Source organism: Prevotella fusca JCM 17724, from assembly GCF_001262015.1.
In the GTDB taxonomy this organism is placed as follows: Bacteria; Bacteroidota; Bacteroidia; order Bacteroidales; family Bacteroidaceae; genus Prevotella; species Prevotella fusca.
This window is the reverse complement of record NZ_CP012074.1, coordinates 779,643-804,941: the sequence shown is the minus strand read 5'-3', so window position 1 is coordinate 804,941 and position 25,299 is coordinate 779,643. Positions and strand designations below refer to the sequence as shown.

The window sequence follows — 25,299 nt, the reverse complement described above, 5'->3', positions numbered from 1 at the left end:
ATTCACTTTATTCTTCTTTTTATGGACTTTTGCAGAGGTTTCGTTACCTCTTATAATTCTCCTCCAACATTTTTTCCAAATCCGACTCCTTATATAGTATCTTCCCTGCGAACTGCGTATAGGAAATAATCCTTTTGTCCCGATAATCCTGTAAGGTGCGTGGGCTGATATACAGCCGCTCGCACACATCCTTGCCCGTTAGGAAATGTTCTCCACCAAACAGCGGTTTGTGGGTCTGTGCTACTTCCTTAATTCTCTTGCTTACTCCGCTGATAGCGGACAGCGTCACCTGCATATCGTCAGCCTCCATGTTCAAATCTCTTACCTGTTCCATAGTTCTCTTGTCTTATTTGTTGTTCTTGGATTTGTCTGTGTTTGATTTCACTGATTTGGTTTCCAATAATCGTTCCACGTCCTCACGCTTGTAATAGCACTTGTGTCCGATTTGGGAGAATGGCAGCACGCCTGTATCACGATAATGCTGCAAGGTACGCTTACTGATATTAAGCAATTTGCACACATCACCATTGTGCAGCCAGTCGGTGTGCCTGCTCTTTTTCCCGAATGCCTTGTGGCAGGTCTCGGCAAGGCTGAGTATCTCGTCCCTCAGTCTTGCCCAATTTGAATCCGTAATGATAAGATATCCCATAGTTTTATTGTTATTTTGTTTGTAATTCTGTCTTATTGGTATTGACAACACCTTTGTCTGTTCTGCGTTTCATCGCACGTTTATGCCAACAAAAGTATGGTGAGTTTGTCATACTTCAAAGCAGTAGGGAACAGCAGGGAAACATTGGGAGGTTGAAGGAAAAACTAACGCATTTTATCGGCAGCGGTTTGCGCATTCTTACCCTGTTTTCTTCTTTCACCGTCCGTTTGGCGCAAAGATAGGGCGGTGCATGTTCTATTCAATCATTCTTCGTTCAAGAGACACCTTGTAACACTCTTAGTGTGGACAAACGCTACCCTATTTCTGCGCGGATTCTATTGTTTACAATATCGGTGCAGAATACTGCAAACGTGTGCAAAGGGTACACTTCTACCTCTATCTTTCCTTATTATTTTATACCCAGTTTTGACTTAATCTGTGTTTAAATCAGTCTTTTCTTTTCCTGTCTCCATAAAAATCCGTGCGAACTTCATTGCCAATGAACGCAACATTATGCAAGCACTCTCCGAATGCTTGGAACTTATCCGTTCTCTTAATAACTTCGTTCTTGGAAACAAAACCAAGCATATAATGAAAACAAGCGCAGATAAAGGCAAATCGGAAGGCAGTAACAATATGCCCAGACCGAGAAGAATTTCCTCCAAGAACTCGGAGATAGAAGCCTATCTCTCCATTCACTACGAGTTCAGATACAATACGGTATTGGGTAGAACTGAATATCGTAGCAAGAATGATGCTCACTTCACAAAGGTGGGTCGCTATGAAATCAACACGCTCCGCAGAGAGATAGACAACGACATCGGGATAATAACCTCGTCGGATAATCTATACTCTATCATCGAGAGCAGCTTCTCTCCACGCATCAACCCCATACAGGAGTATTTCAAGGGATTACCATTGGTGGATGTAAGTAGCAGTTCTCCCTTTTCACTGAAAGCCATTCCCCACTTGGCAAGTTGCGTAGTCGTGCGCAACTCTGATAAGTGGTTACAATATCTCACCAAGTGGCTCGTGGCAGTGGTTGCCAACGCAATGGACGACCGTGAGTGCTGTAACCACACCTGCCGTGTGCTGACGGGCGAGCAGGGAAAGTTCAAAACTACATTCTTGGATTTGCTCTGCCCACCTGCATTGTATGGCTATAGCTACACTGGCAAGATATATCTGCAGGAGAAGGACACGCTCACCTATATCGGGCAAAACCTCATCGTAAACATAGACGATCAACTCAAAGCTCTAAATAAACGTGATGAGAATGAGCTGAAGAACCTCATTACCTGCCCGATGGTCAAATACCGTATGCCCTACGACAAGTATGTGGAGGAACATCCCCACTTGGCAAGTTTCGTGGCATCGGTGAACAGCAATGACTTTCTTACCGACCCGACAGGCAGCAGACGTTTCCTGCCCTTTGAAGTTCTTTCCATAGACATAGAGAAAGCCAAGCGTATTTCAATGGACAAGGTCTATGCTGAAGCCAAAGCCCTGTTAAAGTTAGGTTTTCGCTATTGGTTTGATGATGATGAGATTGCTGAACTATACAGGGAGAGTGAAGACTTTCAAGTACAGACCGCTGAGATGGAACTCTTGCTGCGTTGCTTTGAAAAGCCAACGGAGGATGAAAGCTATTCGTTAATGACTACTACGGAGATACTCACCTATCTGGGTATTTATACCCACCAGCCACTTGTTGCCAAGCGTATGGGCGAAGCCTTGAAGAAAGCAGAATATATAAAGGTGAGCAAACGAAGAAACGGTGGTAGCCCCATCTATGTCTACAAGATTAGGAAAATCTTGCCCTGCCCGCTCCTTCAAACTTGTAGTAGCCAAATGTAGTAGAATGTGTAGTATTGTCTTATACTACAAAGTAATACTGATTATCAATCACTTATCACAAAATAGTATGTAGTAAGAAGAAAGATGAAAAAGTTTGGAGGGGAAAAACTTTGGAAACGGTAAAACCATAAAACAGACAAGCATAAATAATTATCATTCAACCCATTAAAGTATCAAAACAATGAAAAAAGAAGATTTATTACTAATCAAACGATATTCCATCGTGGAATATCTCGAAAGGAAAGGCATTAGACCTGTCCGTAAAACATCTACCTATGTCATGTATCGCTCACCACTCAGGGAGGAAACTCATCCGAGTTTCAAGGTGGACACGGAAAAGAACCTTTGGATAGACTATGCCGAAAGCAGGGGCGGAAGTATCATCGACCTTTGTATACGCTTGGAAGGCTGCACGCTCTCGGAAGCCATCTGCCGTTTGGGGCAGAACGCTTTAGAGCATACAGCGTACAGCTCCAATTCTCCAAAAAGAGAAATATCCATTAGTCCAAATCAAAGAGAGGATGTAACGGCAAGCGGAACAAGGAGACTGACAAGCATCTCAGACACCTTGCCGCCGCACCTGCAGGAGTATCTCAAAAAGGAACGCTGTATTGATTTAGAAAAGGCAACACCCTTTCTCAAATGTATCAGCTACGAGGTAAGGGAAAGAAGATATGAAGCCATCGGCTTTGCCAATTCTTCAGGTGGTTATGAACTACGGGACAATCATTTGTTTAAGGGAACGATTGCCCCGAAAGACATCACCCCTATATTTGAGGACAAGGCACAACCTGTCTGTCTGTTCGAGGGCTTCATGGACTTTCTCTCTTTTCTTTCAATGAAAGGGAAAGTTTCCAACCAATGCCTCGTGATGAATTCCGTGAGTAATGTAGCAAGAAGTATTCACTACCTGAACAAAAGAAATATAACCTCTGTTCGTGCTTTTCTTGATAATGACGATGCAGGTCGAAAAGCTGTGCAGGAATTTGTAAACACAGGTTTTAAGGTAGAAGATATGGCAGTGTATTATAGAGACTTCAAAGACCTCAACGAGTTTCATGTCAGTCGTGTTCGTGAGCATGAGAAATCCCAAAATACAAGCAACAAGATAAAACAAGTCAAACTTAAAATAAGATAGAGTGATGAAAAAGGAAAGAAGAAATATGGAAGAAATAGATCGTTTCATAGGAAAAACTTTTGGTATGAGCCAAGCTGAAAATTCAAGTGAACAAACCGTCTCTGAATTCCAGGCAAAGGGAATGGAAAATATTCAAGGGCAAAAACAACAAGAGGCAGAACATGCCATAGAGCATGCCACGCCATCCGAGCCTGCACAGCATACAGAGAGCGCAACCGTTCAACGACGCATCAGTGCCAAGATGAGAAAGGAGACTCTCGAAGCCTATAAGCAAGCGTTCCTTGTTCCAACAAAGCTAAGTGAGAGAAAAGCGGTCTATCTGAGCAGGGAGACACAGGAACGTGCGGACTTCATTGTTCGCAGGTTGGGTGACAGGGGCAACAACCTCTCAAGTTTCGTGGAGAACATCGTGCGCAACCATTTGGAGGAATACGGTGAGGATGTAGAGAAATGGAGAAAACTGTGAACCGCAAGAAAATGGTCGAGGGGTTTCAGAAAAAGCCTCTCTTTCACTCAAAATCCTCGACCGTTTTTAGGGTAGTACCGATAACAGTTTTTTGCTGAATACATTGAACGGTGGGAATACCACGAACGCAGTTAGATACTGAATGCACGGCATTCGTTTTTGGACAGCAAAACGCTTTATGCGTAAACGGTCTGTTAGGTAGCATTGCAAGACGTCAGTTTGTACCCACAAACTGCTCTTGCTCCCCTTGTCAGACAGTCGGGGAGATTAGACCGTAATCACTCCGTTCTCATCGGTCAGCATTCAGGAATTAAGAAATAACAAACCATCTACAATGATAAACTTTTAAAGAAACTTATATGAAAAGATACAAGGGAAAAACTGCCCGATGGCAGCAACAGAATAAGGAAGAACAGCGGATGAACAAGACGGAGTTCATCAAGGTAAGATGTACCTTAGAGGAAAAGCAACGTATCAAGTCAAAAGCGGAAAGCACAGGGCGGAAGTTCTCCGACTACTGCCGTGAGATACTCCTTAACGGAGAAGTAACAGCTGTTCCCAAGATGACAGACAATGAGAGGGAAGCCATTGCCATTCTTCAACATACAGGAAAGTTCTATGGGCAGGTTTCCAATCTCATCAAAGTCAAGGACGAAAGATGGGTACTCATCACAAAGAACCTTTCCTTATGTGCCAAAGAAGCATTTAAGCGGTTTTACGACCCTCATTTTCGTGTGGATGATGAGGTATATAAGGTCTTAAATCTGAAGAGAGATGATAGGTAAATGTAAGGCGATAGCCTACGGCAGCACGGCTTTGGACTATATTTTTAGAGAAGGTAAGCTCGGCTATCGGCTTGCCTTCCACAATCTTTGCAGCAGGGAACCAAAGGCAATCTATGAGGAAATGAAAGTGATCAGCGACTACAACAGCCGTTGCAGGAACAAGTTTCTCCGTATCGAAATCGGCATCGCACCACAAGACGAAAGAAAGCTACCTGTGTCAGAACTTATGCGGATAGCCCATTTGTTTGCCAAACGAATAGGACTTGACAACCACCAATGGGTGGCAGTAACGCACAAGGACACCGACAACAGACACATTCACATCATCGCCAACCGCATCAGTCTGTATGGAGAAGTCTATGATACCACCTTTGTGAGCAACAAGGCAGCGAGAGTGGCGGAGGAAATAAGCAGGGAGAAAAACTTGACGATCGCAAAGGAGATTAAGGCGGAGAAGAAATACCAAAAGGCAAAAGTTAGCCTGACGAGAGAGCAAACAAAGAAAGAGGTACAGCAAATCTGTTATTCCCTGCTTGACAAGTACAAAGGAACAGGTATCACAGGACACTCCATGTTCCTTTATGAATTGAACAAAAGCGGCATTATTATAGAGCGTATGAAGAACAAGCAAGGTAATGTCTATGGCTTGAAATTCTCATACGCAGGGCAATCCTTCAAGGCTTCCGAAATCGGCAGGGAGTTCGGCTACCGTTCCTTGCAGAAGAACTTTGAAGCAAGTAACAAGGAAGAACCAAAGAAAACATATCAAATAATACAAGAGGCAACAGAAAAGAAAGAACAACCTGATGCAGGCTATCAGCTTGTGCCTCCAAGCCGTTCTTCTATCTCACGAGACAATGACACACCACAAGTGCAGAATCCTATTAGTACAGTGGCAGACACCATTGTTAGTGCAGCCGATGATGTGGTGGAAGGCTTGGGCGATTTGATTACACCATCCACACAGGGCAATGACTATGCTGAAACAGCGTGGCAGCGCAAGCTCAGGAACCAAGCCAACAGAAAGAAAAAACGTGGAAGAGGATTATAACTCACGCCTAAGAAAAAATGCAGAAAGAAGAATATCTCATCAAGAACGCTTGTTATTCGGTAACAAAGTATTATCTTTGCAAACAGAATAACAAGCGTTCTTTGTTAGGCAGAAAACAGCGAAGCCAAGTAGCTCGCTCGTTTCCAAATCGTTACCAGTTTAGTTGTACAAACAAGGTAACTTCTTTATTTTCAATAAGTTGTATTTTAAGAATTATCTTAGAAGGCAATTAAGCCTAAATTGAACGCCAAGTAAGTATCTATAGGTTTTCAGGTGATGTATTTTTATTTACAATTGTGTAAAAAGTATGACACTGTCCACAAAGGTTATCCCACAGACTACAGGAAGTCCTCCCACCATCCAGAAACAGGTTTCATCAAATATGTCATAATGTGAAGTAATACTGATAAAGTTACGGCTGGCAAAGCCTTGAAAACTTATTGCTTTATATCTTTTAACGACTTACCAACCGTCTGAAACCTCATTTTTTATTGTTTTTATGTAACTTTGCAACGTTGATTATCTTCACAGAAAACTATTAGTTAACATCATCCCAACGAATAAAATTAGTAAGATAAAGCATAATGAAAAAAGGACTCGTACTCGAGGGAGGAGCCATGCGCGGACTGTTCTCAGCTGGCGTGATGGATGTTCTGATGGAAAACGATATATGGCCTGATGGCGTCATTGGTGTTTCGGCTGGTGCAGCCTTCGGCTGTAACATGAAGTCGAAGCAGCCGGGACGTGTGCTCAGATATAATCAGAAGCTGGCACACGACTGGCGGTATGCTTCGTTGCGGTCACTCCTGACGACAGGCGATTATTTCGGCGGTGAGTACGCCTACCATTATATGCCTCGCCACATTGATTACTTTGATGTTGATACTTTCCGTGAGAATCCTATGGAGTTTTGGGCTGTATGTACGAATGTGGGGACAGGCAAGGCTGAATATAAACGGTTGACGGAAGTGGACGATACCTGCCTGGAGTATATCCGTGCCTCAGCTTCCATGCCCATTGCAGCTCGCATTGTTACGGTGGAGGGCAAGAAACTGTTGGATGGCGGCATAGCCGATTCTATTCCGCTTCGGTTCTTTCGGGAACAAGGATATGAGCGTAATCTTGTTGTTCTTACACAGCCGGAAGGTTACGTGAAAAAACAAAACTCGCTCATGAGACTTATGCGTATGTGGCTGCATCGCCATCCACGTATCGTAAGGGCTTTGGAGAATCGTCATATTATGTATAATGAGGAACTTGCCTATATCCGTGAAGAAGAAAAGAAACCCAACACGCTCGTTCTCCGTCCAAAAGGTAAACTGACAATCGGGCACATATCACATGATCCTGCAGAGATGCAAGCCACGTATGAACAGGGTAGGGAAGTGGCTTTGGAGAAACTGGAGGAAATCAAGGCTCTGTTTGAGGTTAAAGGATGAAGCCAAACCAATCATTGGCATTTTTGTGGGCAGGAATGGCACTAAGACCTTTAAATCACTACATGTGATGGACAATAAGAGAACTTCATTAGGATCATTATTATATTATAAATGTTTATCGGACGGCACTAATTCATGAATTAAGTATTCCTTTACAGCCGTCCTCAATCAGGTCAAGCGCAAGTTCAAAGTCTTCCGGTCCACCATAATAAGGGTCTGGTACACAAGTGGAATGAGGATGTTGCGTGAAGTAATCAGCCATTCTGATTACTTTTTCCCGTGCTTCATCATCGGGTGCCTGTGATGTTATATTACGATAGTTTTCCTCGTCCATAACTACAATCCGGTCGAATCGGTCAAAGTCTGTGCGGGCATCAAACTGGCGGGCATGATGGTCTACACTATATCCACGCCGTCTGCCATGCTCCCGCATACGTTGGTCTGGCAGTTGTCCAACGTGCCAGTTTCCGATTCCAGCCGAATCAATTTCGTACTGCCCAGCACATCCACGTTCTTCCACAAGATGTTGCATTACAGCATGTGCTGCCGGAGAACGGCAGATATTTCCTAAGCAGATAAATAAAATACGCTCTTTTTTATTTGTTGTTATGTCCATTGTCTTATCTTGTTTTATTGCAGCAGTTCCATGTCTGCCGTATACTACACTCTGATTTATGTGCACAAAGTAACGAAAAAAAACTGAGATATCCGTATGACATTTAATCTTAATCGTATAACTTTCAATCTTAATTACCATTTTAAGCATTGGGACCAAGCAATATAAATCCTTCAAAACATCATTAAAGAATTAATGTTGATTATATTAGTGAGTAAACAATGAGATTATGGAAGAAATATGTTTTGTTAAAAATAAAGTTGATAACATTTCTGTAGTAAAATTATTGGGAATAAAAAGAGGAATACCCATTAAGGGTATTCCTCTTTTTATTGTTTTATAGTAAACGGTTTATTCCATTATAAACGCTGTTCTTCTATTTCTTTAATTGCTTTTTAAGGAGCTCAGGTATTTCACTTGTCTCACGTGCAACAGGTACACCTACAGCCTCAAAAGCTGCAATCTTCTCGCTTGCAGAACCAGAACCGCTTGAGATGATTGCGCCAGCGTGTCCCATTTGTTTACCCGGAGGAGCCTGCTGGCCAGAGATAAATACAGCAACAGGCTTCGTCACATGCTCTTTGATAAACTTGGCTGCACGCTCTTCAGCATCACCACCGATTTCTCCGATGAGTGCAATACTGTCTGTTTCCGGGTCATCCTGGAACATACGGAGGAGTTCCTCAAAGTACAGACCAACAACAGGGTCACCACCTACACCGACCGCAGTGGATTGTCCCAGACCGGCTTGTGTAAGATTATAAACCACTTCATAGGTAAGTGTTCCGCTTCGGCTGATAACGCCAGTATGTCCCTTCTTGAAGATATTGGTTGGCATAATACCTGCCATGCTTTCCTCAGGAGAAATAAGTCCTGGGCAGTTTGGACCGATTACCTTCACACCCTTAATCTTTGCATAACGCTGTGCTTCGACTGCATCAAGTGTGGGAACGCCTTCGGTGATACAGATAACAAGTTTCACACCACCATCAATAGCCTCAAGCATTGCGTCCTTGGCGAAAGGTGCAGGAACGAAGATAATAGACGTGTTGGCACCAGTTGCAGCAACTGCATCTTTAACTGTATTGAATACAGGGATACCACAAACTTCCTGGCCAGCCTTACCTGGAGAAGTTCCACCAACCACATTGGTGCCATACTCCTTCATCTTTGAAGCGTGGAAACTACCATCACGACCTGTAATGCCCTGTACGATTAACTTTGTATCTTTGTTGATTAGAATACTCATAACTCTTGTTTTTTAAAGTTTTTTGCTCAGTTCTACGGCCTTATGTCCAGCATCTGCCATACTTGTTCCGACGGTGAAGTGGGTACCTTCGAGGATAGCTCTTCCTTCAGCTTCGTTAGTTCCTGTCAGACGGATTACAATAGGGATGTCAGTCTCGATAACCTTGAATGCTTCCAAAAGTCCGTTGGCGACATCATCGCAGCGGGTAATACCACCAAAAATATTGATTAATACCACCTTTACATGCTTGTCACTCAAGAGGAGTTTCATAGCTTCAACTATTTTCTCCGGATTAGAGCTACCACCAATATCAAGGAAGTTGGCTGGCTCGCCGCCATATAGTTTTATCATATCCATGGTAGCCATTGCAAGTCCGGCACCATTCACCATACAGCCAATACTTCCACCAAGGTTTACGTAACTGAACCCCTTGTCTTTTGCTTCACGTTCCTTGCGCTCTTCCTCTGTCGGCTCAAAGAGTTCGGCAACGTCTGGATGACGGAAAAGAGCATTGTCATCAAAGGTCATCTTGGCATCAATTGCTTTCAGCGACCCGTCTTTCAACATTACCAATGGGTTGATTTCCGCCAAAGAGGCATCTTTCTCGGTAAATAGTTTATAGATATTCTTGAAGATAGGTACAGCCTGTTTAACCTGCGCCATATTGTCGAACAGCTTGAATGCAGCCTCACGTGCTAGGTAGTCGCTCATGCCAGTAACAGGGTCGATGATAATCTTCTCAATCTTCTCCGGTGTTTCCTTTGCCACCTGCTCGATATCCATACCACCTGCACGGCTCAGCATCAACATCGGGCACTTTGACTTTCTGTCAACGAGGATACTCATGTAGTACTCTGAAGCAATGTCAACAGCCTCGCTGACAAGCACTCTGTCAACGATGAATCCCTTGATATCCATGCCCAGAATAGCCTCAGCATGCTGACGTATCTCGGCTTCGCTGCTTCCGAGCTTTACGCCACCTGCCTTACCACGTCCACCAGTGTGAACCTGTGCTTTCACCACGGCTTTCTCAACACCTAATTGCTTGTAGGCTGCAACAGCTTCATCGGGAGTCCGGCAAATAATGTTGCGGTCCACAGGAAGCCCATAACTTGCAAAGAATTTCTTTGCCTGGTATTCATGTACCTTCATAAGATCTGGTTTTAAATTATAAAATAAGTTTTAATTGTTTAGGGTTCTTGGTAATTAATCTCTTTGTAGCACATGTCAATAGTCTTGTGCCACACGTTCACCTCGCAGGACAGCCAGTGCGTTCTCGGTCAGTGCCTGCATTTCATCTTGTCCGGGATAGGCATGGACTGGTGCAAGGTATTCGATACGTCGCTTGAGCCGTTCGATGATATAGTCACTCTTTGCCATACCGCCTGTAAGGAGGATAGCATCAACGTTCCCATATAACACGGCACCTTCAGCTGCAATGTTCTTTGCGATGTGCCATATCATGGCTGATACCACAAGTTCTGCATGCTTATCACCAGCCTTTATCCAGTTCATTATTTCCTTGAGGTCGTTTGTTCCAAGGTGGGCAATAAGACCCGCCTGTCCGCTCACTTTTTTCAGCAGTTGGTTTTCGGTGTATTTTCCACTGAAGCAAAGATGAATCAAGTCAGCAGCTGGCAACGAGCCTGCACGCTCCGGGGAGAAAGGTCCTTCGCCATCCAGTGCATTGTTTGCATCAATAGCCTTTCCATGGCTGTGTGCCGCAATAGACACACCTCCGCCCAGATGACATATTATAAGGTTCAGATTCTCATACTTTGTCCCCATGTCTTTGGCAAAGCGTCTTCCGATTGCTTTCTGGTTCAGAGCATGCCAGATGCACATGCGGGGCATTAACGGAGACCCTGATATACGTGCTTCGGGTTCCAGTTCGTCCACAACGCCCGGATCTGCTATAAAACTTTTACAGCCCGGAATATCCCGTGCAATCTCATCAGCAATCATACAGCCGAGATCACAGGCATGCTGGTGAATGGCTTGTTGCTGATCTGTAATCATCTTCTCCGTGATGGTGAACACGCCGCTTGATACTGGTTTGGCAAGCCCGCCACGTCCAATGACAGCATCAAAATCCAAGGGGACATTCCGCTTCTTCAGTTCTTCGATGACAACCTGTTTGCGGAAGTGATACTGGTCGGATATTCGTTTGAACGTGCTCAGTTCTTCTCTGGAATGAGCAATGTCGGCAACAAATACCGGCTGGTCATCGTTTGCAAGTGATATCTTGGTTGATGTCGACCCCGGGTTGATAGCTAAAATCTTGTATGCCATAATGCTTTATTTATATATACCTTATATATAATATATATGCTACCTGGAGATTAGACTCGCAAGGGCAAGACTATAAAATTTGGATTCAATTGTGTCGCCACGGCTGGGGAGTACGACCGGAGCTATTGTCCCTTGGAGAACGGCTGCCGTTTCTGCATGACAGAAGAGGGTAATCGTTTTATAGAAGAGGTTACCAGCTTCAATATCAGGGAACACCAATGCATCAGCCTCTCCCTCTATAGGCGAGTCTATCTGTTTGATTTTCATGGCTTCAGCCGAGCAGGAAGTCTTTAAGTCTAAAGGACCATCTATTCTGCATGGTCCGAAAGCACCAGTCTCTCCTTCTTCTTTCAGCATAGCATAAGAAGCTGTATATGGGAAGTGTCGTTCGTCAACTTTCTCGGAACAGTGTATAAGGGCAACCTTGGGGCATTCAATCTGGAATGCGTGGCAGAAGTCTACAATGTATCTCACCTGCTCTCTGCGTTGCTTGTCAGTAGGAGTGGGAATGACAGCGGCATCAGTAAAGAAAAGTAGTTTGTGGTATTCGGGTAGTTTTGCTGCAGTTATATGGGTTAACACTGTGTCTTTCGGTAGGATTCCGATTTCTTTGTCAAGTATGGCCCGTAGGAGGACATCGGTGTTGAGAAAACCTTTCATGACAATATCAGCTTTCTGCTCTCTTACCAGTTCAACAGCTTTCCGTGCAGCTTCGGCAGGTTCATGGGCAATTATAGCTTGGAAGCCATGTTGCCTGACGTAACCTTTTTCTGTGTCTTCAGAACATACTAATATCGGCTCAATGAAGCCTTCGTGCGCTGCTTGGCTGACAGATTCCTGTGTGTGGCTATCCTCCGGCCATACTACTACAGTACGCTTGCAGATGTTCCTCTCTTTGAGAAGACTGATTAGCTGTTTAAAATCTTTGATTGTCTTTCTTTCTTCTGGCATAGTTAATCGATTTTCAGTTACAGTTAGTTAGATGTGACAAAGATACTATTTTGTTTTGAATTACAGTTGTTATTTAGAGAAAAAACAGAAGAAATTTTGTTTTTTGGCATCATTGATGTATATTTGTGGTCGGATTAGAGAATAATAATATGAAACGTCTGTACTTTATTATACTTGCATGTGCTTTTTTTTGTCTGGCTTCGGCTCAACATGTAGTGCGCAGCTATATTCCTCATGGAGCAATCTTTTATAATAGCCGGTGGCAGGGGGTCAGCAGTGCAGACAAGGCTTCCTATTATCGTGTCCTGGCTGTTGATGACGGCGGGCACAAGATTTTTTACGACTATTTCATTACAGGACAGCTGCAAGCTGAGAAGCATTATACAAGTATCAACAAGCATGATGACCGTCATACTGTGTTAAATGGTGTATGTAGGACTTTTCATAAGTCGGGCAGGGTGGAGTCTGTTTTGCAATATAAGAACGGTAAGGCAGATGGGCGTGCCTTGTCTTTCTTCCCAAGTGGTAATATCGGTATGAAGTTGACTTATCGCAATGGCGTTCTCGACGGTCCATGTTATACTTATAATGAGAACGGTCGTCTGGAATATACAACTATTTGGCGTAATGGTTCCAAAGTCAATGAGATAAAAGGAGGGAAAGACCATTATATAGACAAGATAACCAACGAAGATGATTTCTGTGAACGCTTCCGTCGTGACGAGGCATTGATTATGGCACAGTCAAAGAGTATCTCTAAAGCCAGAGAAGATGCTGGGTTAAGAAACAAAGAGGAAGCTAAGGATGTCAGGAAGACAGGGGATTATATTGCAGATTCTAAGGGAATACAGGCAGAATCTGGTGGTCAGTCAAAGGTGAAAGGGGACAGACCTGCAAGGACAGCTGTAAGAACGAAACGTGGAAAGCAGATGACAGAAGAGGAGAAACTGATTGCTAATGTGAAGTATCCAGATGGTCCGAAAGGTAATGCGGCATCTGTAAAAGGCGAGAAGTATTCCAATGCAGCTATGTCACCTCAGGGCTCTTTCTCTTTTCCATATCTATACAGTTTGTTGAGTAAAGATGATGAACGTACACAAAGCATAGGTGCATTAGCCGGCTTGAGTAGAAACTTCAAGCTAAGTGCGTCACAAATAATTGATGGGTATGGTATCCAGAAGGAAATAATCTTCCATTATAATATGGTTTATGATGCGCAGAGTGGTAAGGACAAGATAACTGGTAAGAATCCAAGGCAGATAGCTTACTTCGGCACTGTTACTGGTAACAACCTCTCTCTGGAACGTATCAAGATGTTTACTTGGTCGAAAGATGAGATGTATCATATTGCACAAGAGGCGATCAGTGCAGGTTACCAGGTTCTTGGTAATATAGACTATCTGTCGACAGACGGAAATTTCATTCTTGAGCCAAAGACAATACAAATAGGATATGATGAGCGTGAAGTGATAATTACCTTCACTCATCAGCCCAATCTTTATGGGGGAATTTACCATATTCAAATGGATGTAAGATGACTTTATAAAGGTTTTTAAAAGTAATTAAAGCAAATATCCATGGCTTGATGTGTGTTATTTAGAAATTTTGAGTATATTTGCATCAGAAATAGAATCCTGTATAGAAAAATAGCGAGTCCTTTTTGATTTTTGAGGGCAGGCTTCCTGTAAACTACTAAAAAATAATTATGAAAGTATTTGATAAAATCTTGAATTGGTATTTTTCGATGAACGCATTGCCTTATTGGGTAATATTACTCATAGATATTATTATCTGTTATTTTTCAGGTATTTTTGTCTTTTGGTTATATTATCATGGCGCAGTTGCTTTTAATAATATTGCCTTGTTGTCCAAAACTATCTTGATGTACATGGTGTTCAACTTGATAGGATTCAGGATTTTCCGTACATATTCTGGCATCATCCGCTATTCCTCCTTCGTTGATTTACAGCGAGTGGTATTGGCTATGTTCCTTTCCCTTGTTATAGCAGAGGTGATGCATTATTTTGTTTATAATTTGGAAATGCACTTTGTCCGTCTTCAAGGACGGCAGATTGCAGCAATGTATCTTGTTGCTACAATAGGCATGATGGCTTTCCGCATATTAACGAAGTCTGTTTATGATGTCTTATTCAATACTGATAAAGGTATCCGTACGCTTGTATATGGCGTAAAGGATGGAGGAGTAGGCTTGGCAAAGAGTATTCGAAGTACTAAGCCTTGTAAGTTTCTGCTGAAAGGTTTTATTTCCCATGAGCCTTCTATCAAGGGACGCATGCTTATGGGCGAGAATGTCTATCTTGTAGATGATAGTCTGGCTGACCGTATCAAGTCGTTGAAAATCAAAGCAGTCTTGGTATCTCCGCTACAGAATGAGCGTTTCCGTAATGATGCAAAGTTACAGGATATTCTCTTGAGTCTTGGTGTTCAGATTTTCATGAGTTCTGCAGAGAAGGAATGGAGTCAGGAAGATGACTATTCCAAGGTACAGCTCAAGGAAATCAGTATTGAAGATCTGCTACCGCGTGACCAGATTAATGTGGATATGGATTCTATTGGTAATCTGTTGCGTGGCAAGCGAATAATGATTACAGGTTCGGCTGGTAGTATTGGTTCTGAGATAGTCCGACAGGTAGCCGTTTATAATCCTGCAGAGTTGATTCTTATTGACCAGGCTGAGACTCCTCAGCATAACATTCGGTTGATGATGCAATTCGAATGGCCTGACATTAAAGCACACACTATCGTTGCAAGTATCTCCAACAAAGAGCGCATGGATAATATCTTCGAGACTTACAATCCTGATTATGTATTTCATGCAGCTGCATATAAGCACGTTCCGATGATGGAGAACAATCCATCTGAAAGCATCCAGAACAATGTCTGGGGAACAAAGGTTATTGCTGACCTCAGTGTTAAGTACGGGGTTAAGAAGTTTGTAATGGTTTCCACTGATAAAGCTGTAAACCCGACGAATGTAATGGGGTGCTCAAAGCGTATCTGTGAAATCTATTGCCAGAGTCTGAACAAGAAGATTAATGAACAAGCTGATGGTAAGCCTGTCACACAATTTGTTACCACTCGTTTTGGTAATGTATTGGGTTCAAATGGTTCTGTCATACCGTTGTTTGAAAAGCAGATAAAGGCTGGTGGACCAGTAACTGTAACCGACCCGAATATCATCCGCTTCTTTATGTTGATACCTGAGGCATGTAAACTCGTGCTTGAAGCAGGTACACATGGAAGTGGAGGTGAGATTTTCGTGTTCGATATGGGTAAACCTGTGAAGATTGCTGATCTTGCCAAGCGTATGATAAAACTCTCAGGTGCAGAGCATATTGAGATAAAGTACACAGGCTTGCGTGCTGGAGAGAAACTTTATGAAGAGGTTTTGAGTACGACTGAGAATACCCTTCCAAGTTTCCACGAGAAGATTCGTATTGCTGAGGTGCGTGAGTATGATTATAATGAAGTAAACAAGCAGATAGAATCGCTTATAGCTTTGAGTCATACTTACAACGATATGGTCATAGTTGAAAAGATGAAGGAAATCGTACCAGAATATGTAAGTAACAACAGTAAATACTCTGTCCTCGACAAATAACAACGTGTATGATAGACATGCAGTCCCCTCCATATTCTCTTTTTTTAAGTTTATTGAAAAGTGAATTGTGGCAAACACCATTGGAACTATCTTTGACCCATACAGAATTTCTTTCTGTTTATGAGTTGGCTTCTAAACAAACAATGTTGGGTGTGATTGCCGATAGTCTGATTCGGAACAATGTTCATTTGGAACGGGAAGATGTCTTGAAATTGCTGGCTATACGAAGCAGGATAGCAGCGTCTAACAAGGCGGTTAATAAGGAGTTGGTCTCTTTGTGTGGTATATTTGATGATAATGGGATAAATGCCATTGTTGTAAAGGGGCAGACAATAGGACGTTATTATCCCAATCCCCTTGCACGGACACCAGGCGACATTGATTTCTACTGTGATAAAGATAATCTTCTGAAGGTTATGTCTGCACTGGAACGTACATGGGGAGTTCATACTGAGGGTAAGCCCACAGAACAGCATTATGACCTGGTGCATAATTCCATCATTCTGGAATTGCACCATTGTCTGATGAGATTTGCCAGTGTTAAATCCCAGAAGATATGGAATGAAATATTCCAGTCTCTTACACCTACATACGTAGAAGTGGATGGTTGTTCTGTTCCAACATTAGAACCCACTTTAAATGTTTTATATACTTTTCTGCATCTCTATCATCATCTGATTGAGTTAGGCGTGGGATTGCGACAGTTCTCAGATGTCGCAATTCTCTTGAAAACACATCATGATGTCATTGACAAGAAGCAGTTATATGACTGGTTGGATGCTTTGGATTTCAGAAAGGCGTTTGAGGCTGTTCAGTTGATACTGGTAAAGGTCTTAGGCATGGATGAGAAGTATGTATTATCGCCTTTGTCCTTTGATAGAGAGTCTTTGCAGGCAATGAACCAGTTTATGGATGTTGTATGGTTCGGTGGCAACTTTGGGTTTCATGGCCACAATCGTAGTTTTAGATTCAAAGCTCAGTATTTCTTAGTTACAACTTATAGAAAGTTACAGCTTTACTACCGCTTCTATCGTTTCTCACCCCGTGAAATCAAGGCTTCAGTCTTTTCATCCATTCCACGCAAAGCCCTTTTGGCATTAAAAGGAGATTTGAATGGAATCACATAACTTATAATCCTTTCTGTATATTATGTAGCAGGGGAACATGGCTTATAAATCCATGTTCCCCTGTTTTAGGATAAGTACATTATCATCTGTACCTTGTCATTGAGCTTTTGTGCTTTTATACACAGCTACCCTTGTTATTAAGTTTTTAGCAAGACAGATGTTACTTGACAACAATCTTGCGTATCGTACCATCAGCGTACTTCACAATCTGGACACCCTTCTGTGTAGCGTTGACAGCCTGACCGTTGAGGTTGTATCGTGCAACAACCTTACTGTTGGATGAGGTCTCACCCTTCAGTGTCTCTATACCTGTTGAGGTTTTAGGACCATAGTAGGTGATAGTCATCTGGTCGTTTACTGCGCCGGTGTTGTCCTTTACGACACCGGCAGGGATAGTCACATAGTAGGTCTTACCTTCCTTTGCTGTGAATGAATCGAGGAAACCGTCACTGTCATTACCGAAGATGGTGAGCGTATTGTTCCCGTCAAGACGTGCTGTCCACCGAGGTGTTCCAGTAGGGGTGATATAGACAGCACTGTAGATGTAGTCCTGTCGGATTTGAACCTCTGGGTTCTTATTTACTAATTGTAAATTCTCGTTGAAGGTAATGCTGAATGAGAATTGTGCATTCTTGTCCAGGTTTGATTCCTTCTCTGGTGTAACACTCTTTACTGTCAATGAGGCTGTTTCGCTTTCATCTATGTTGAAGAAGTCTCCCCAGCCTGCATCTGTGTACGACTTTATTGCACCCTTCGGAACAATAAGTGTTGCAGGAGATGCTATGCCGTAGAATGGAGCGTCATAGGACTCATAATAGGACATGAATTCCGGTGCAGTACTTCCCTTGGCAACAAATTGAGTCAGTAGCTCGCAGTTGTGGAAAGCATGTGCATATACCTGCATTACACCGGAAGGCATTGTTACCTTCGTGAGTTTCTTGCAGCTTGCAAAACAACCATCAGCAATGTAATATACGGATGAAGGCAATGTCAGTTCAGTGAACTGTGTGTTGGCAAATGCCTGCTCTTCAATATAGCTCAAATACTTCGGCCAGTTGATACTCTTAAGCTGTGAGCCAAGGAAGGCACCATAGCCAATAGCTACAATGTTGTCTGAAAGTGTGATGCTCTCCAGTTCACTTCCCCAGAAAGTTCCGCCTGCAATACCCAGGCATGCGCTTTCCACCTGATAATTCTTGAGACCTTTCAGAGGTGCCAGCTGTAAGACTTTATAGTCCTTGGTGTAGAGAACGCCATCTTTCAGAACAAAGTTCTTATTGTCTGCATCGAGGGTGATGGTTGTCAGGTTCGTGCTTGCAAAGGCACAGCTACCGATAGTCTCCAATGATTTCGGAATATTCAGACTTTTGATAGCTTTAGCATTGAGGAAAGCCTCTTCTTCTATCTTCTTCAAGGTGTTCGGCAAGGTGAATTCTGTCAACGCCCGACAGTCATTGAAGGCACCTTGTCCGATGGATAAAAGACCATCATGGAAAACAACTTTCTTGAGTAATCTGTTACGTAGGAAAACTGATTTTCCCAATGTCGTAACTGATGCAGGTATCTCAATTTCAGTAAGCGCACTGGAATAGAAAGCACCATCCCCAATTTTTTTCAGTCCTTCATGCAGCTTGACAGAAGCAAGTGACGGGTTACTGCTGGAACCAAAGAAAGCGTGGTCATTGATTTCTTCTACTGTTGCAGGGACATCAATGCTTGTCAGCTTTGTTGAACTGAATGCGTATGAGCCGATATAGCGCAGGTTCTTTGGGAATGTGATGCTTGTAATCTTACAGCCGGAAAAGGCAGAGTTCTTGATGGAATCAACTGTTTCCGGGAGTGTTATGGATACAGCATCCGACCACTTGCAGGCTTCTTCACCGATAGAAGTAACAGTGTATTGCTTCGCATCAGTGTTCGTAACTTTCTCTGGAATCTCGACAGCATCCTTTACTTTGCTATCCAGTTTCGTGACTTCCACGGTTGTCGGGCTTGTTACAGTATAGGTAAGATTACCTACTGTGAATTTTTCCTGTGCATTTACCGCTATGGTGGTACATGCAAACATCAATAGTAAAAGGTGTTTCATAATGCAATCTTTTATGTTATGTTGATAAATGAATGTGTTTAAAGGTAAGCTAATGTCGTTTGCAAAAATAACAAATAATATTTGTTGTAACAACTAATTACCTTTAAATATCATTATAGAAGGTGAATGTCAATTCTTGGTTACATAATGCCTGTATGTTTATGTATTTTGTATAATTGTGTCATTTGTACACTGGCAGCATTGGGTTGTATCTGATGTGATAGTTGTAAGTCTCATATTTTTGTATTATCTTTGCTGCCATGATTCCTTTATTGAGGGATAATTTATAAACCAAACATTAATAACCAAACCTAAAGATTTACGATTATGACAATTACAAAAGCTGTTTATCAGGGAAAAGGACGTGTTGAAGCAACACATCAGAGATCAGAAGTTACAGTGAGAACCGATGCAGGCAAGGCTTTTGGCGGACTGGGCGAGAACCAGGCTCCTGTGGAGCTGTTAGGTAATTCGCTGGCTGCATGTGTGTTGACTATCATGGGCTTGCAGGCTGAACGTGGAGGTGTTGACTTCTCAGGCTGCTATGCTGAAGTGGGCGAGTGTGAAGAAGATATGGATAAATTCACAGTTACTCGTATCCCAATCACCTTCCACCTCAAGGCTTCTTTCGATGAGAAACAGCGCAAGAAGTTTGAGTATATAGCTCATAAGACTTGTTTTGTAGGCAATACGCTGACAGCCGAGAAGGTGTTTGACTTTGTGTATGAGTAAAGGTTCGCCAGCTTCTTTTAAGTCCAAATTGATCAATGGAAATTCTCACAGCTTCCAAATGCTGTGGAATCCTACTGAACCTGTTTGGAGCTAAAATGTTTATTTTGTAAGAATAAAATCAAGCGTAGAAAATATTAGATGCTTAATTGCGTTGCAATTAAGCCTTACTTGGCTTCTAACTAAGGCTTAATTGAACGCTTGAAGGGCGTTAGTTAGGACGCAATTAAGCACTGATAATTTTACCATTCTGTAAACGGTTGATAATCTGGCGGTTGCATGCTTGGTTTTTAGTCGTGCTTGTTTGTGATTAAAAGAAGTTTTTTCAGTATGTTATGTAAAGATATTTCATTGTCCTAAATCGGTTGTTTGAAAGTTGTTTTCATATTGTCGAAAGAGCCTTTATGTGTCTACAGGATGACGAATGTCGGTCCTATTATCAGACAACAGCAAAGTGTTTTGTAACATTATGATTCCAGAACATTTTAATGGCTGATTTAGATTAAAGGATAGAAACTGTTGTTGGAAGCTGCTGAGAAACAGGATTGGGAAGTCTTGGTATTTATTCGTGTGACATGACCTTGCCCCTGGGGGATTGATACTTCTGAAGATAAAGAAAATGCCCTGTCATAACTCAATGAATGAGTGTGTGACAGGGCTTTTAAGTCTTTGTTCGTAAATTCCTCCTTTTGCAGGGTGAGGGAAGATTCTCACGACACTTGGCTCTCATCCACAAACCGTGGGACAGGGCACAGATATTTAGTGAGTTCTGCGAATTTAGCAATACGCAACAGGTGTGGATGTGCATTGTTTTGATACATGTCGTCTTCACTTCCTATATAATAATAAGGTATGTGAACGCCCCATCCTCCCATCTTGAGTGCTGGAGCCACATCCTCTGAGAAGGAGTCACCAACGGTCAGCAGCTGTCCTGCCTTTACGCCAAACTGTCTGCAAAGTCGTTGGTAAGCATCAGGTGTCTTATCTGACTCGATGACAATATCATCAAAATAGGGACACAGTCCCGAACGCTTAAACTTATTCTCCTGGTCAAGCAGTTCTCCCTTTGTGAATACAATCATACGATACCTGCCTGTGTCACGTAGTTTCGCCAGCGTTACTTTCACACCGTCGAACGGACGTCCAGGTAATCGTAGCAGTTCTTTGCTCACATCAATAATCTGCCCAATGTCATAGCCCTTTATCTTTCCGTGACTGACTTTGACAGCATTCTCTATTAGTGATAACATGAAAGCCTTGCTTCCATAACCAAGGAGTGGCATGTTGGCCTTTTCAGTGATGCGGAGAGCATGTGACACCTCATCAGCCGAAGCATACGGGGCAAGAATCTCACAGTACACTTTCTCCACCGTGTTAAAGTAGGTCTGACTACCCCACAGTGTATCGTCAGCATCAAATGCTATAAGTGAAATCTCCGTCATAAGCCTGATTTTTATGATGTTATTGTTATCGTGAACACTCTCTTCTTCATCGGACCCTGTTCGATGAAGGCTGTTTAGCAGGACGGTTAATAATTAGATAGTTTCCTTTCAAATACCATAAGCCTCCTTCTTTTATCTTTCAACAGCAAAGATAATTGTTTTTTTCGTTATTGCAAGCAAATTCGCAAGTTTTTTATGATGAAGATGCAATATTTACCTTTTTTAATTATATGTAGATATGGCGTATTTGTCTATGAGTTTGGTGATAATGTTAATTTATATGTTGTTCAAACATGTTTTGTTAACACTATCAAGATGACGATAGCCCCCTTGACAATGACAAATTATCTGACGAAAAATTTGATAATTTCAATTATTTTTGTTTTCTTTGTGGCTGCATAAACCTGAGGGAGATGTGCGTCTGGATACGTGTTTATTTGGATAGTCACGCTATCTCAAGCCTAATGATTGCCTAAATGGAAACTAAAACAAAATGGAACAAAAACTTTTGACAATTGCATTGTTGTCCTCTACCCTCGGTACAGGTCAGAAAGCTGTGGCACAGACACGTGGAATGGCAGCAGATAAGCCTAATGTGATAATTATCCTGGCTGATGACCTTGGCTATGGTGATTTGGAATGTTACGGTGCCAAGAATGTCCGGACACCTAACATTAATCATCTTGCACAGTCGGGCATACGGTTTATGAACGGGCATGCTGTTGCCGCAACGAGTACTCCTTCACGTTACTCGCTCCTTACGGGTGAGTATGCCTGGAGACGTGAGGGCACAGATGTGGTAGCCGGTAATGCCGGAATGATTATCAAGCCCAGCCAGTTCACGATGGCTGACATGTTCAAGAGTCGTGGCTATGCAACCTGTGCTATCGGGAAGTGGCATCTCGGACTGGGTGACAGGGGAGGTGAGCAGGATTGGAATGCACCATTGCCAGAGTCGTTGGGTGACCTCGGTTTCGATTATCATTATATCATGGCAGCCACAGCCGACCGTGTTCCCTGTGTCTTCATTGAGAATGGTGCTGTAGCCAACTATGACCCGGCACATCCGATAGAAGTGTCATACGTAAAGAACTTTGATGGTGAACCCACAGGCAAGAAGAATCCAGAACTACTCTATAACATGCGTGCCAGTCATGGTCATGATATGTCTATCGTCAATGGTATCGGCAGAATCGGCTATATGAAGGGTGGGGGAAAGGCACTGTGGAAGGATGAGAACCTTGCAGATTCTATTCTTTCTCATGCCGTGAAATTCATAGAAAGCCACCGTAAGGAGTCTTTCTTCATGTATTTTGCAACAAATGATGTCCATGTTCCTCGTTTCCCTCACGACCGTTTCCGTGGAAAAAACCCGATGGGTGTGCGAGGTGATGCCATCGTTCAGTTCGACTGGACGGTCGGTCAGATTATGAAGAAACTGCATGAACTGAAGATAGCTGACAATACGCTTATTATCCTCACCAGTGACAATGGTCCTGTTGTGGATGACGGATATGAAGACAGTGCTGAAGAACTGCTTAACGGGCACAGTCCTGCTGGTCCGTTCCGTGGCAATAAATACAGTGCCTTTGAGGGTGGGACAGCTGTGCCTTTTGTAGTATCCTGGCCTCGTATGGTCAAGGGTGGAACAGTGTCCAAGGCACTTGTGAGTCAGATAGATATCCTTTCATCGTTGGGCTCGCTCATCCATGCCCGTTTCCCTAAAGGCAGTGCCCCTGACAGTCGTAACTATCTTTCCACACTTCTCGGAACCGACTTGACTGGACGTGAGTACGTTATCGGGCAGTCCAACTCACACGTTCTCTCCGTTCTCACGTCTCGTTATCGTTACATTGAACCGAGCAACGGACCGAAGATGATTCAGTGGGGACCGAAGATTGAAACCGGAAACTCGCCTGTGCCTCAGCTTTATGACATGACAGCCAGTCCTTACGAAACCAATAACATTGCCTCCGAATATCCTGACGAAGTGTTCCGTATGCAGTCGATATTGAAGAATGAGAGGAGCAGATAGGGTAGTTAAGTTGTTTTGTCAAATGATTACCAAGCCTCGGTAATTATATTGCCAAGGCTTGGTAAATATGTTTCTAACTGTTTGTCTGACGGTATTATATTGTTGGTGTCCGACACCCTTTTCTCATACAAGTCAGCCATTAGCGGCTTACTATATACTATGGTAATGACCATGATAAACCTTTCTTCCCATTTTCTACCGCTGTGTTGTTGGTAAGCACCAATGGTGTTGTTGGTAAGCACCAATGGTGTTGTTGGTAAGCACCAGTGGTGTTGTTGGTAAGCACCAGTGGTGTTGTTGGTAAGCACCAATGGTGTTGGGTACTGAACACCTTGCAATATGTTGCCGGGGAAGAAACAACTTGTTGTCAGGAAAGAGTCGTCCTGCCATGAGCAAACAAGACTTATTGATTAGGAGCTTACTTTTTCAGCAGCAACACGATATTATCTCTTTGAAAGAGAGCCTGCATTGGAACGTGTGCTATTTAAATTTTATCGGACAGCGATAATAATGGTATAGATGACCTACACACGCTTCATAAGTACAGACCGTTCTTTTGGACCAAACTTTTCAATGGCAAAACGCAGCATAGTACGTGGCATTTCTGCCCGATGATTCATGACGTAGTCGTAAAGCCGCTCGGGATTACGCTTGCCAGCCTCACGAAGCATCCAGCCAATAGCTTTGTGCATGAGATCATGTGGGTGCTTCATCATCAGGTCACTCAGCACATAGGTGTCGTCTAATTGTCCCTTGCGTATGAAAGCATAGGTTGATACGATGGCAATACGGTTATCCCATAGTAGCGGACTCTGTGCTAACTGATAAAGAATGTCACGTGACTTGTCGAGCAGGAATTCGCCTACGATGAAGCGGCAGGACAGGTCGACAAGGTCCCAATTGTTGATGCGGCTGGTCTGGGAGAGGTAAAGGTCAAAAAGCTGTTTGCGCAATGTTTCATCTTTCTTCTTGCTTTTCTCCACCATAATGAGCAAGGCACACAGGCGTACTTCGTGCCATTCTGACTGCATCAGATTCCGTATTTCATTCAGGGAAATGTCTTTGTGCTGCTTGGCAACGGTTCTGGTATCAGGCACTGCGACACCTAAGAAGTGGTCACCTTCTCCATATTCACCCTTGCCAGTCTTGAAGAATCTGGGCAGAACTTCTCTTTTCTCTTCTGTCGAAAAAGCCTGAAGCTCATCTGTAATCAGTCCGATAATAGGTTTCATGTATAAATCTGAATCGTTTAACAGTGTTCTTTTATGGTGCAAAGATAATTCTTTATTTTATTATTCAGTCCAATTGGGAACAGAAACTGACAGGTTGTCATATAGTATTCTTATCTCTGCCAGTAATGCCTTTTGGCATGATTTTCGTATATCATAAGGCGAAACGACTTGCTGAAAGGTCGTATTAAGAATGGAAAATGAAATCTTAAAACATATACAGTTATGACAATTAAACCTTTAGCAGACAGAGTCCTCGTGCTCCCAGCACAGGCAGAAGAGAAAGTTGGTGGTATTATCATCCCAGATACAGCCAAGGAAAAGCCACAGCGTGGCAAGGTTGTTGCCGTTGGCAATGGCACCAAGGATGAAGAGATGATTCTCAAGGTTGGCGATGAGGTTCTCTATGGCAAGTATGCTGGTACTGAACTTGAGAATGAAGGTGAGAAATATTTGATGATGCGTCAGAGCGACGTTCTGGCGGTTGTTGAGTAAAAACTTCCTGTTCTCTCCTAAGTGTGAGGAAATATAAC

The 25,299-nt window shown here is 42.9% G+C and carries 23 protein-coding genes; 12 read left to right on the top strand and 11 right to left on the bottom strand.

Annotated features, from left to right (window positions below; translation table 11 throughout):
• Positions 1–43: 43 nt before the first annotated feature.
• Both ADJ77_RS03280 and ADJ77_RS03275 read right to left on the bottom strand, forming a co-directional pair.
• Entirely contained in the window at positions 44–334 is a 291-nt protein-coding gene (locus tag ADJ77_RS03280; protein ID WP_025078388.1) for a helix-turn-helix domain-containing protein, read from the bottom strand.
• A 12-nt stretch (positions 335–346) separates the two neighbouring features.
• Entirely contained in the window at positions 347–649 is a 303-nt protein-coding gene (locus ADJ77_RS03275) for a helix-turn-helix domain-containing protein (RefSeq protein WP_025078389.1), read from the bottom strand.
• 513 nt (positions 650–1,162) lie between these two features.
• Between ADJ77_RS03275 and ADJ77_RS03270 the strand changes: the two genes are divergently transcribed.
• The 6 genes from ADJ77_RS03270 to ADJ77_RS03245 all read left to right on the top strand — a co-directional run bounded on the left by ADJ77_RS03270 (position 1,163) and on the right by ADJ77_RS03245 (position 7,385).
• The gene (locus tag ADJ77_RS03270) at positions 1,163–2,506 is read left to right on the top strand and encodes a VapE domain-containing protein (RefSeq protein WP_282958397.1); all 1,344 of its coding nucleotides are present in this window, start codon (positions 1,163–1,165) and stop codon (positions 2,504–2,506) included.
• A gap of 181 nt (positions 2,507–2,687) precedes the next feature.
• Positions 2,688–3,644 carry a toprim domain-containing protein gene (locus ADJ77_RS03265; RefSeq protein ID WP_025078390.1) on the top strand — a complete coding sequence of 319 codons (957 nt, stop codon included), beginning with the start codon at positions 2,688–2,690 and terminating at the stop codon, positions 3,642–3,644.
• A gap of 4 nt (positions 3,645–3,648) precedes the next feature.
• Positions 3,649–4,110: a DUF3408 domain-containing protein gene (locus ADJ77_RS03260; protein ID WP_023926483.1), complete on the top strand. Its 462-nt coding sequence runs from the start codon at positions 3,649–3,651 to the stop codon at positions 4,108–4,110.
• A gap of 359 nt (positions 4,111–4,469) precedes the next feature.
• Complete coding sequence (locus ADJ77_RS03255) at positions 4,470–4,895, top strand: plasmid mobilization protein (protein WP_018911156.1); 426 nt, start codon at positions 4,470–4,472, stop codon at positions 4,893–4,895.
• A complete protein-coding gene (locus ADJ77_RS03250) occupies positions 4,885–5,946 on the top strand; it encodes a relaxase/mobilization nuclease domain-containing protein (protein WP_025078391.1) in 1,062 nt (353 codons plus the stop codon). Before ADJ77_RS03255 ends, ADJ77_RS03250 begins: the two co-directional genes overlap by 11 nt.
• A 584-nt stretch (positions 5,947–6,530) precedes the next feature.
• Entirely contained in the window at positions 6,531–7,385 is an 855-nt protein-coding gene (locus tag ADJ77_RS03245) for a patatin-like phospholipase family protein (RefSeq protein ID WP_025078392.1), read from the top strand.
• Positions 7,386–7,518: 133 nt separating this feature from the next.
• On the opposite strand, the gene ADJ77_RS03240 is transcribed toward ADJ77_RS03245, so the two are convergent.
• The 5 genes from ADJ77_RS03240 to ADJ77_RS03220 all read right to left on the bottom strand — a co-directional run bounded on the left by ADJ77_RS03240 (position 7,519) and on the right by ADJ77_RS03220 (position 12,493).
• A complete protein-coding gene (locus ADJ77_RS03240; RefSeq protein ID WP_025078393.1) occupies positions 7,519–8,001 on the bottom strand; it encodes a low molecular weight protein-tyrosine-phosphatase in 483 nt (160 codons plus the stop codon).
• Positions 8,002–8,377: 376 nt separating this feature from the next.
• The gene (gene sucD / locus ADJ77_RS03235) at positions 8,378–9,250 is read right to left on the bottom strand and encodes a succinate--CoA ligase subunit alpha (protein ID WP_050696014.1); all 873 of its coding nucleotides are present in this window, start codon (positions 9,248–9,250) and stop codon (positions 8,378–8,380) included.
• A gap of 12 nt (positions 9,251–9,262) precedes the next feature.
• Complete coding sequence (sucC, locus tag ADJ77_RS03230) at positions 9,263–10,402, bottom strand: ADP-forming succinate--CoA ligase subunit beta (protein ID WP_025078394.1); 1,140 nt, start codon at positions 10,400–10,402, stop codon at positions 9,263–9,265.
• 75 nt (positions 10,403–10,477) lie between these two features.
• A complete protein-coding gene (gene buk / locus ADJ77_RS03225) occupies positions 10,478–11,542 on the bottom strand; it encodes a butyrate kinase (protein WP_025078395.1) in 1,065 nt (354 codons plus the stop codon).
• A 39-nt stretch (positions 11,543–11,581) separates the two neighbouring features.
• Positions 11,582–12,493 carry a phosphate acyltransferase gene (locus ADJ77_RS03220; RefSeq protein ID WP_050696013.1) on the bottom strand — a complete coding sequence of 304 codons (912 nt, stop codon included), beginning with the start codon at positions 12,491–12,493 and terminating at the stop codon, positions 11,582–11,584.
• A 149-nt stretch (positions 12,494–12,642) separates the two neighbouring features.
• On the opposite strand from ADJ77_RS03220, the gene ADJ77_RS03215 reads away from it, so the two are divergent.
• From ADJ77_RS03215 to ADJ77_RS03205, 3 genes are all read left to right on the top strand, one after another.
• Positions 12,643–14,031, top strand: a complete 1,389-nt coding sequence (locus tag ADJ77_RS03215) for a toxin-antitoxin system YwqK family antitoxin (protein WP_025078396.1) — start codon at positions 12,643–12,645, stop codon at positions 14,029–14,031.
• 167 nt (positions 14,032–14,198) lie between these two features.
• Positions 14,199–16,115, top strand: a complete 1,917-nt coding sequence (locus ADJ77_RS03210) for a polysaccharide biosynthesis protein (protein WP_025078397.1) — start codon at positions 14,199–14,201, stop codon at positions 16,113–16,115.
• A 143-nt stretch (positions 16,116–16,258) separates the two neighbouring features.
• Positions 16,259–17,242 (top strand): nucleotidyltransferase family protein, encoded by a 984-nt coding sequence (locus tag ADJ77_RS03205; RefSeq protein ID WP_234398120.1) that lies wholly within the window; start codon positions 16,259–16,261, stop codon positions 17,240–17,242.
• A gap of 160 nt (positions 17,243–17,402) precedes the next feature.
• On the opposite strand, the gene ADJ77_RS03200 is transcribed toward ADJ77_RS03205, so the two are convergent.
• Entirely contained in the window at positions 17,403–19,331 is a 1,929-nt protein-coding gene (locus ADJ77_RS03200; protein WP_081784436.1) for a leucine-rich repeat protein, read from the bottom strand.
• 327 nt (positions 19,332–19,658) lie between these two features.
• On the opposite strand from ADJ77_RS03200, the gene ADJ77_RS03195 reads away from it, so the two are divergent.
• Positions 19,659–20,063 carry an OsmC family protein gene (locus ADJ77_RS03195; RefSeq protein WP_025078400.1) on the top strand — a complete coding sequence of 135 codons (405 nt, stop codon included), beginning with the start codon at positions 19,659–19,661 and terminating at the stop codon, positions 20,061–20,063.
• 707 nt (positions 20,064–20,770) lie between these two features.
• On the opposite strand, the gene ADJ77_RS03190 is transcribed toward ADJ77_RS03195, so the two are convergent.
• Positions 20,771–21,502 (bottom strand): HAD family hydrolase, encoded by a 732-nt coding sequence (locus ADJ77_RS03190; RefSeq protein ID WP_025078401.1) that lies wholly within the window; start codon positions 21,500–21,502, stop codon positions 20,771–20,773.
• 493 nt (positions 21,503–21,995) lie between these two features.
• On the opposite strand from ADJ77_RS03190, the gene ADJ77_RS03180 reads away from it, so the two are divergent.
• On the top strand, positions 21,996–23,537 hold the full coding sequence (locus tag ADJ77_RS03180) for a sulfatase-like hydrolase/transferase (protein ID WP_025078403.1): 1,542 nt from the start codon (positions 21,996–21,998) through the stop codon (positions 23,535–23,537).
• A gap of 26 nt (positions 23,538–23,563) precedes the next feature.
• Here the strand turns inward: ADJ77_RS03180 and ADJ77_RS03175 are convergent, their stop codons facing one another.
• Together ADJ77_RS03175 and ADJ77_RS03170 are read right to left on the bottom strand one after the other, a co-directional pair.
• Positions 23,564–23,875 carry a hypothetical protein gene (locus ADJ77_RS03175; RefSeq protein ID WP_025078404.1) on the bottom strand — a complete coding sequence of 104 codons (312 nt, stop codon included), beginning with the start codon at positions 23,873–23,875 and terminating at the stop codon, positions 23,564–23,566.
• A 186-nt stretch (positions 23,876–24,061) separates the two neighbouring features.
• Positions 24,062–24,769, bottom strand: a complete 708-nt coding sequence (locus ADJ77_RS03170) for a DNA alkylation repair protein (RefSeq protein WP_025078405.1) — start codon at positions 24,767–24,769, stop codon at positions 24,062–24,064.
• Between the two features lie 222 nt (positions 24,770–24,991).
• Here ADJ77_RS03170 and ADJ77_RS03165 point away from each other — a divergent pair, with 222 nt between their 5' ends.
• A complete protein-coding gene (locus tag ADJ77_RS03165) occupies positions 24,992–25,261 on the top strand; it encodes a co-chaperone GroES (RefSeq protein WP_004361204.1) in 270 nt (89 codons plus the stop codon).
• Positions 25,262–25,299 lie beyond the last annotated feature (38 nt).

What these genes read in the sequence shown, in the direction of transcription:
- ADJ77_RS03255 (WP_018911156.1), top strand. Translation starts at nt 4,470, where the DNA reads ATGAAAAGATACAAGGGAAAAACTGCCCGATGGCAGCAACAGAATAAG.
- ADJ77_RS03190 (WP_025078401.1), bottom strand. Translation starts at nt 21,502, where the DNA reads ATGACGGAGATTTCACTTATAGCATTTGATGCTGACGATACACTGTGG.
- ADJ77_RS03265 (WP_025078390.1), top strand. Translation starts at nt 2,688, where the DNA reads ATGAAAAAAGAAGATTTATTACTAATCAAACGATATTCCATCGTGGAA.
- ADJ77_RS03195 (WP_025078400.1), top strand. Translation starts at nt 19,659, where the DNA reads ATGACAATTACAAAAGCTGTTTATCAGGGAAAAGGACGTGTTGAAGCA.
- ADJ77_RS03280 (WP_025078388.1), bottom strand. Translation starts at nt 334, where the DNA reads ATGGAACAGGTAAGAGATTTGAACATGGAGGCTGACGATATGCAGGTG.
- ADJ77_RS03245 (WP_025078392.1), top strand. Translation starts at nt 6,531, where the DNA reads ATGAAAAAAGGACTCGTACTCGAGGGAGGAGCCATGCGCGGACTGTTC.
- sucC (WP_025078394.1), bottom strand. Translation starts at nt 10,402, where the DNA reads ATGAAGGTACATGAATACCAGGCAAAGAAATTCTTTGCAAGTTATGGG.
- ADJ77_RS03215 (WP_025078396.1), top strand. Translation starts at nt 12,643, where the DNA reads ATGAAACGTCTGTACTTTATTATACTTGCATGTGCTTTTTTTTGTCTG.
- ADJ77_RS03165 (WP_004361204.1), top strand. Translation starts at nt 24,992, where the DNA reads ATGACAATTAAACCTTTAGCAGACAGAGTCCTCGTGCTCCCAGCACAG.
- ADJ77_RS03210 (WP_025078397.1), top strand. Translation starts at nt 14,199, where the DNA reads ATGAAAGTATTTGATAAAATCTTGAATTGGTATTTTTCGATGAACGCA.
- ADJ77_RS03170 (WP_025078405.1), bottom strand. Translation starts at nt 24,769, where the DNA reads ATGAAACCTATTATCGGACTGATTACAGATGAGCTTCAGGCTTTTTCG.
- ADJ77_RS03270 (WP_282958397.1), top strand. Translation starts at nt 1,163, where the DNA reads ATGCAAGCACTCTCCGAATGCTTGGAACTTATCCGTTCTCTTAATAAC.
- ADJ77_RS03275 (WP_025078389.1), bottom strand. Translation starts at nt 649, where the DNA reads ATGGGATATCTTATCATTACGGATTCAAATTGGGCAAGACTGAGGGAC.
- buk (WP_025078395.1), bottom strand. Translation starts at nt 11,542, where the DNA reads ATGGCATACAAGATTTTAGCTATCAACCCGGGGTCGACATCAACCAAG.
- ADJ77_RS03220 (WP_050696013.1), bottom strand. Translation starts at nt 12,493, where the DNA reads ATGCCAGAAGAAAGAAAGACAATCAAAGATTTTAAACAGCTAATCAGT.
- ADJ77_RS03250 (WP_025078391.1), top strand. Translation starts at nt 4,885, where the DNA reads ATGATAGGTAAATGTAAGGCGATAGCCTACGGCAGCACGGCTTTGGAC.
- ADJ77_RS03260 (WP_023926483.1), top strand. Translation starts at nt 3,649, where the DNA reads ATGAAAAAGGAAAGAAGAAATATGGAAGAAATAGATCGTTTCATAGGA.
- ADJ77_RS03180 (WP_025078403.1), top strand. Translation starts at nt 21,996, where the DNA reads ATGGAACAAAAACTTTTGACAATTGCATTGTTGTCCTCTACCCTCGGT.
- sucD (WP_050696014.1), bottom strand. Translation starts at nt 9,250, where the DNA reads ATGAGTATTCTAATCAACAAAGATACAAAGTTAATCGTACAGGGCATT.
- ADJ77_RS03240 (WP_025078393.1), bottom strand. Translation starts at nt 8,001, where the DNA reads ATGGACATAACAACAAATAAAAAAGAGCGTATTTTATTTATCTGCTTA.
- ADJ77_RS03205 (WP_234398120.1), top strand. Translation starts at nt 16,259, where the DNA reads ATGTTGGGTGTGATTGCCGATAGTCTGATTCGGAACAATGTTCATTTG.
- ADJ77_RS03200 (WP_081784436.1), bottom strand. Translation starts at nt 19,331, where the DNA reads ATGAAACACCTTTTACTATTGATGTTTGCATGTACCACCATAGCGGTA.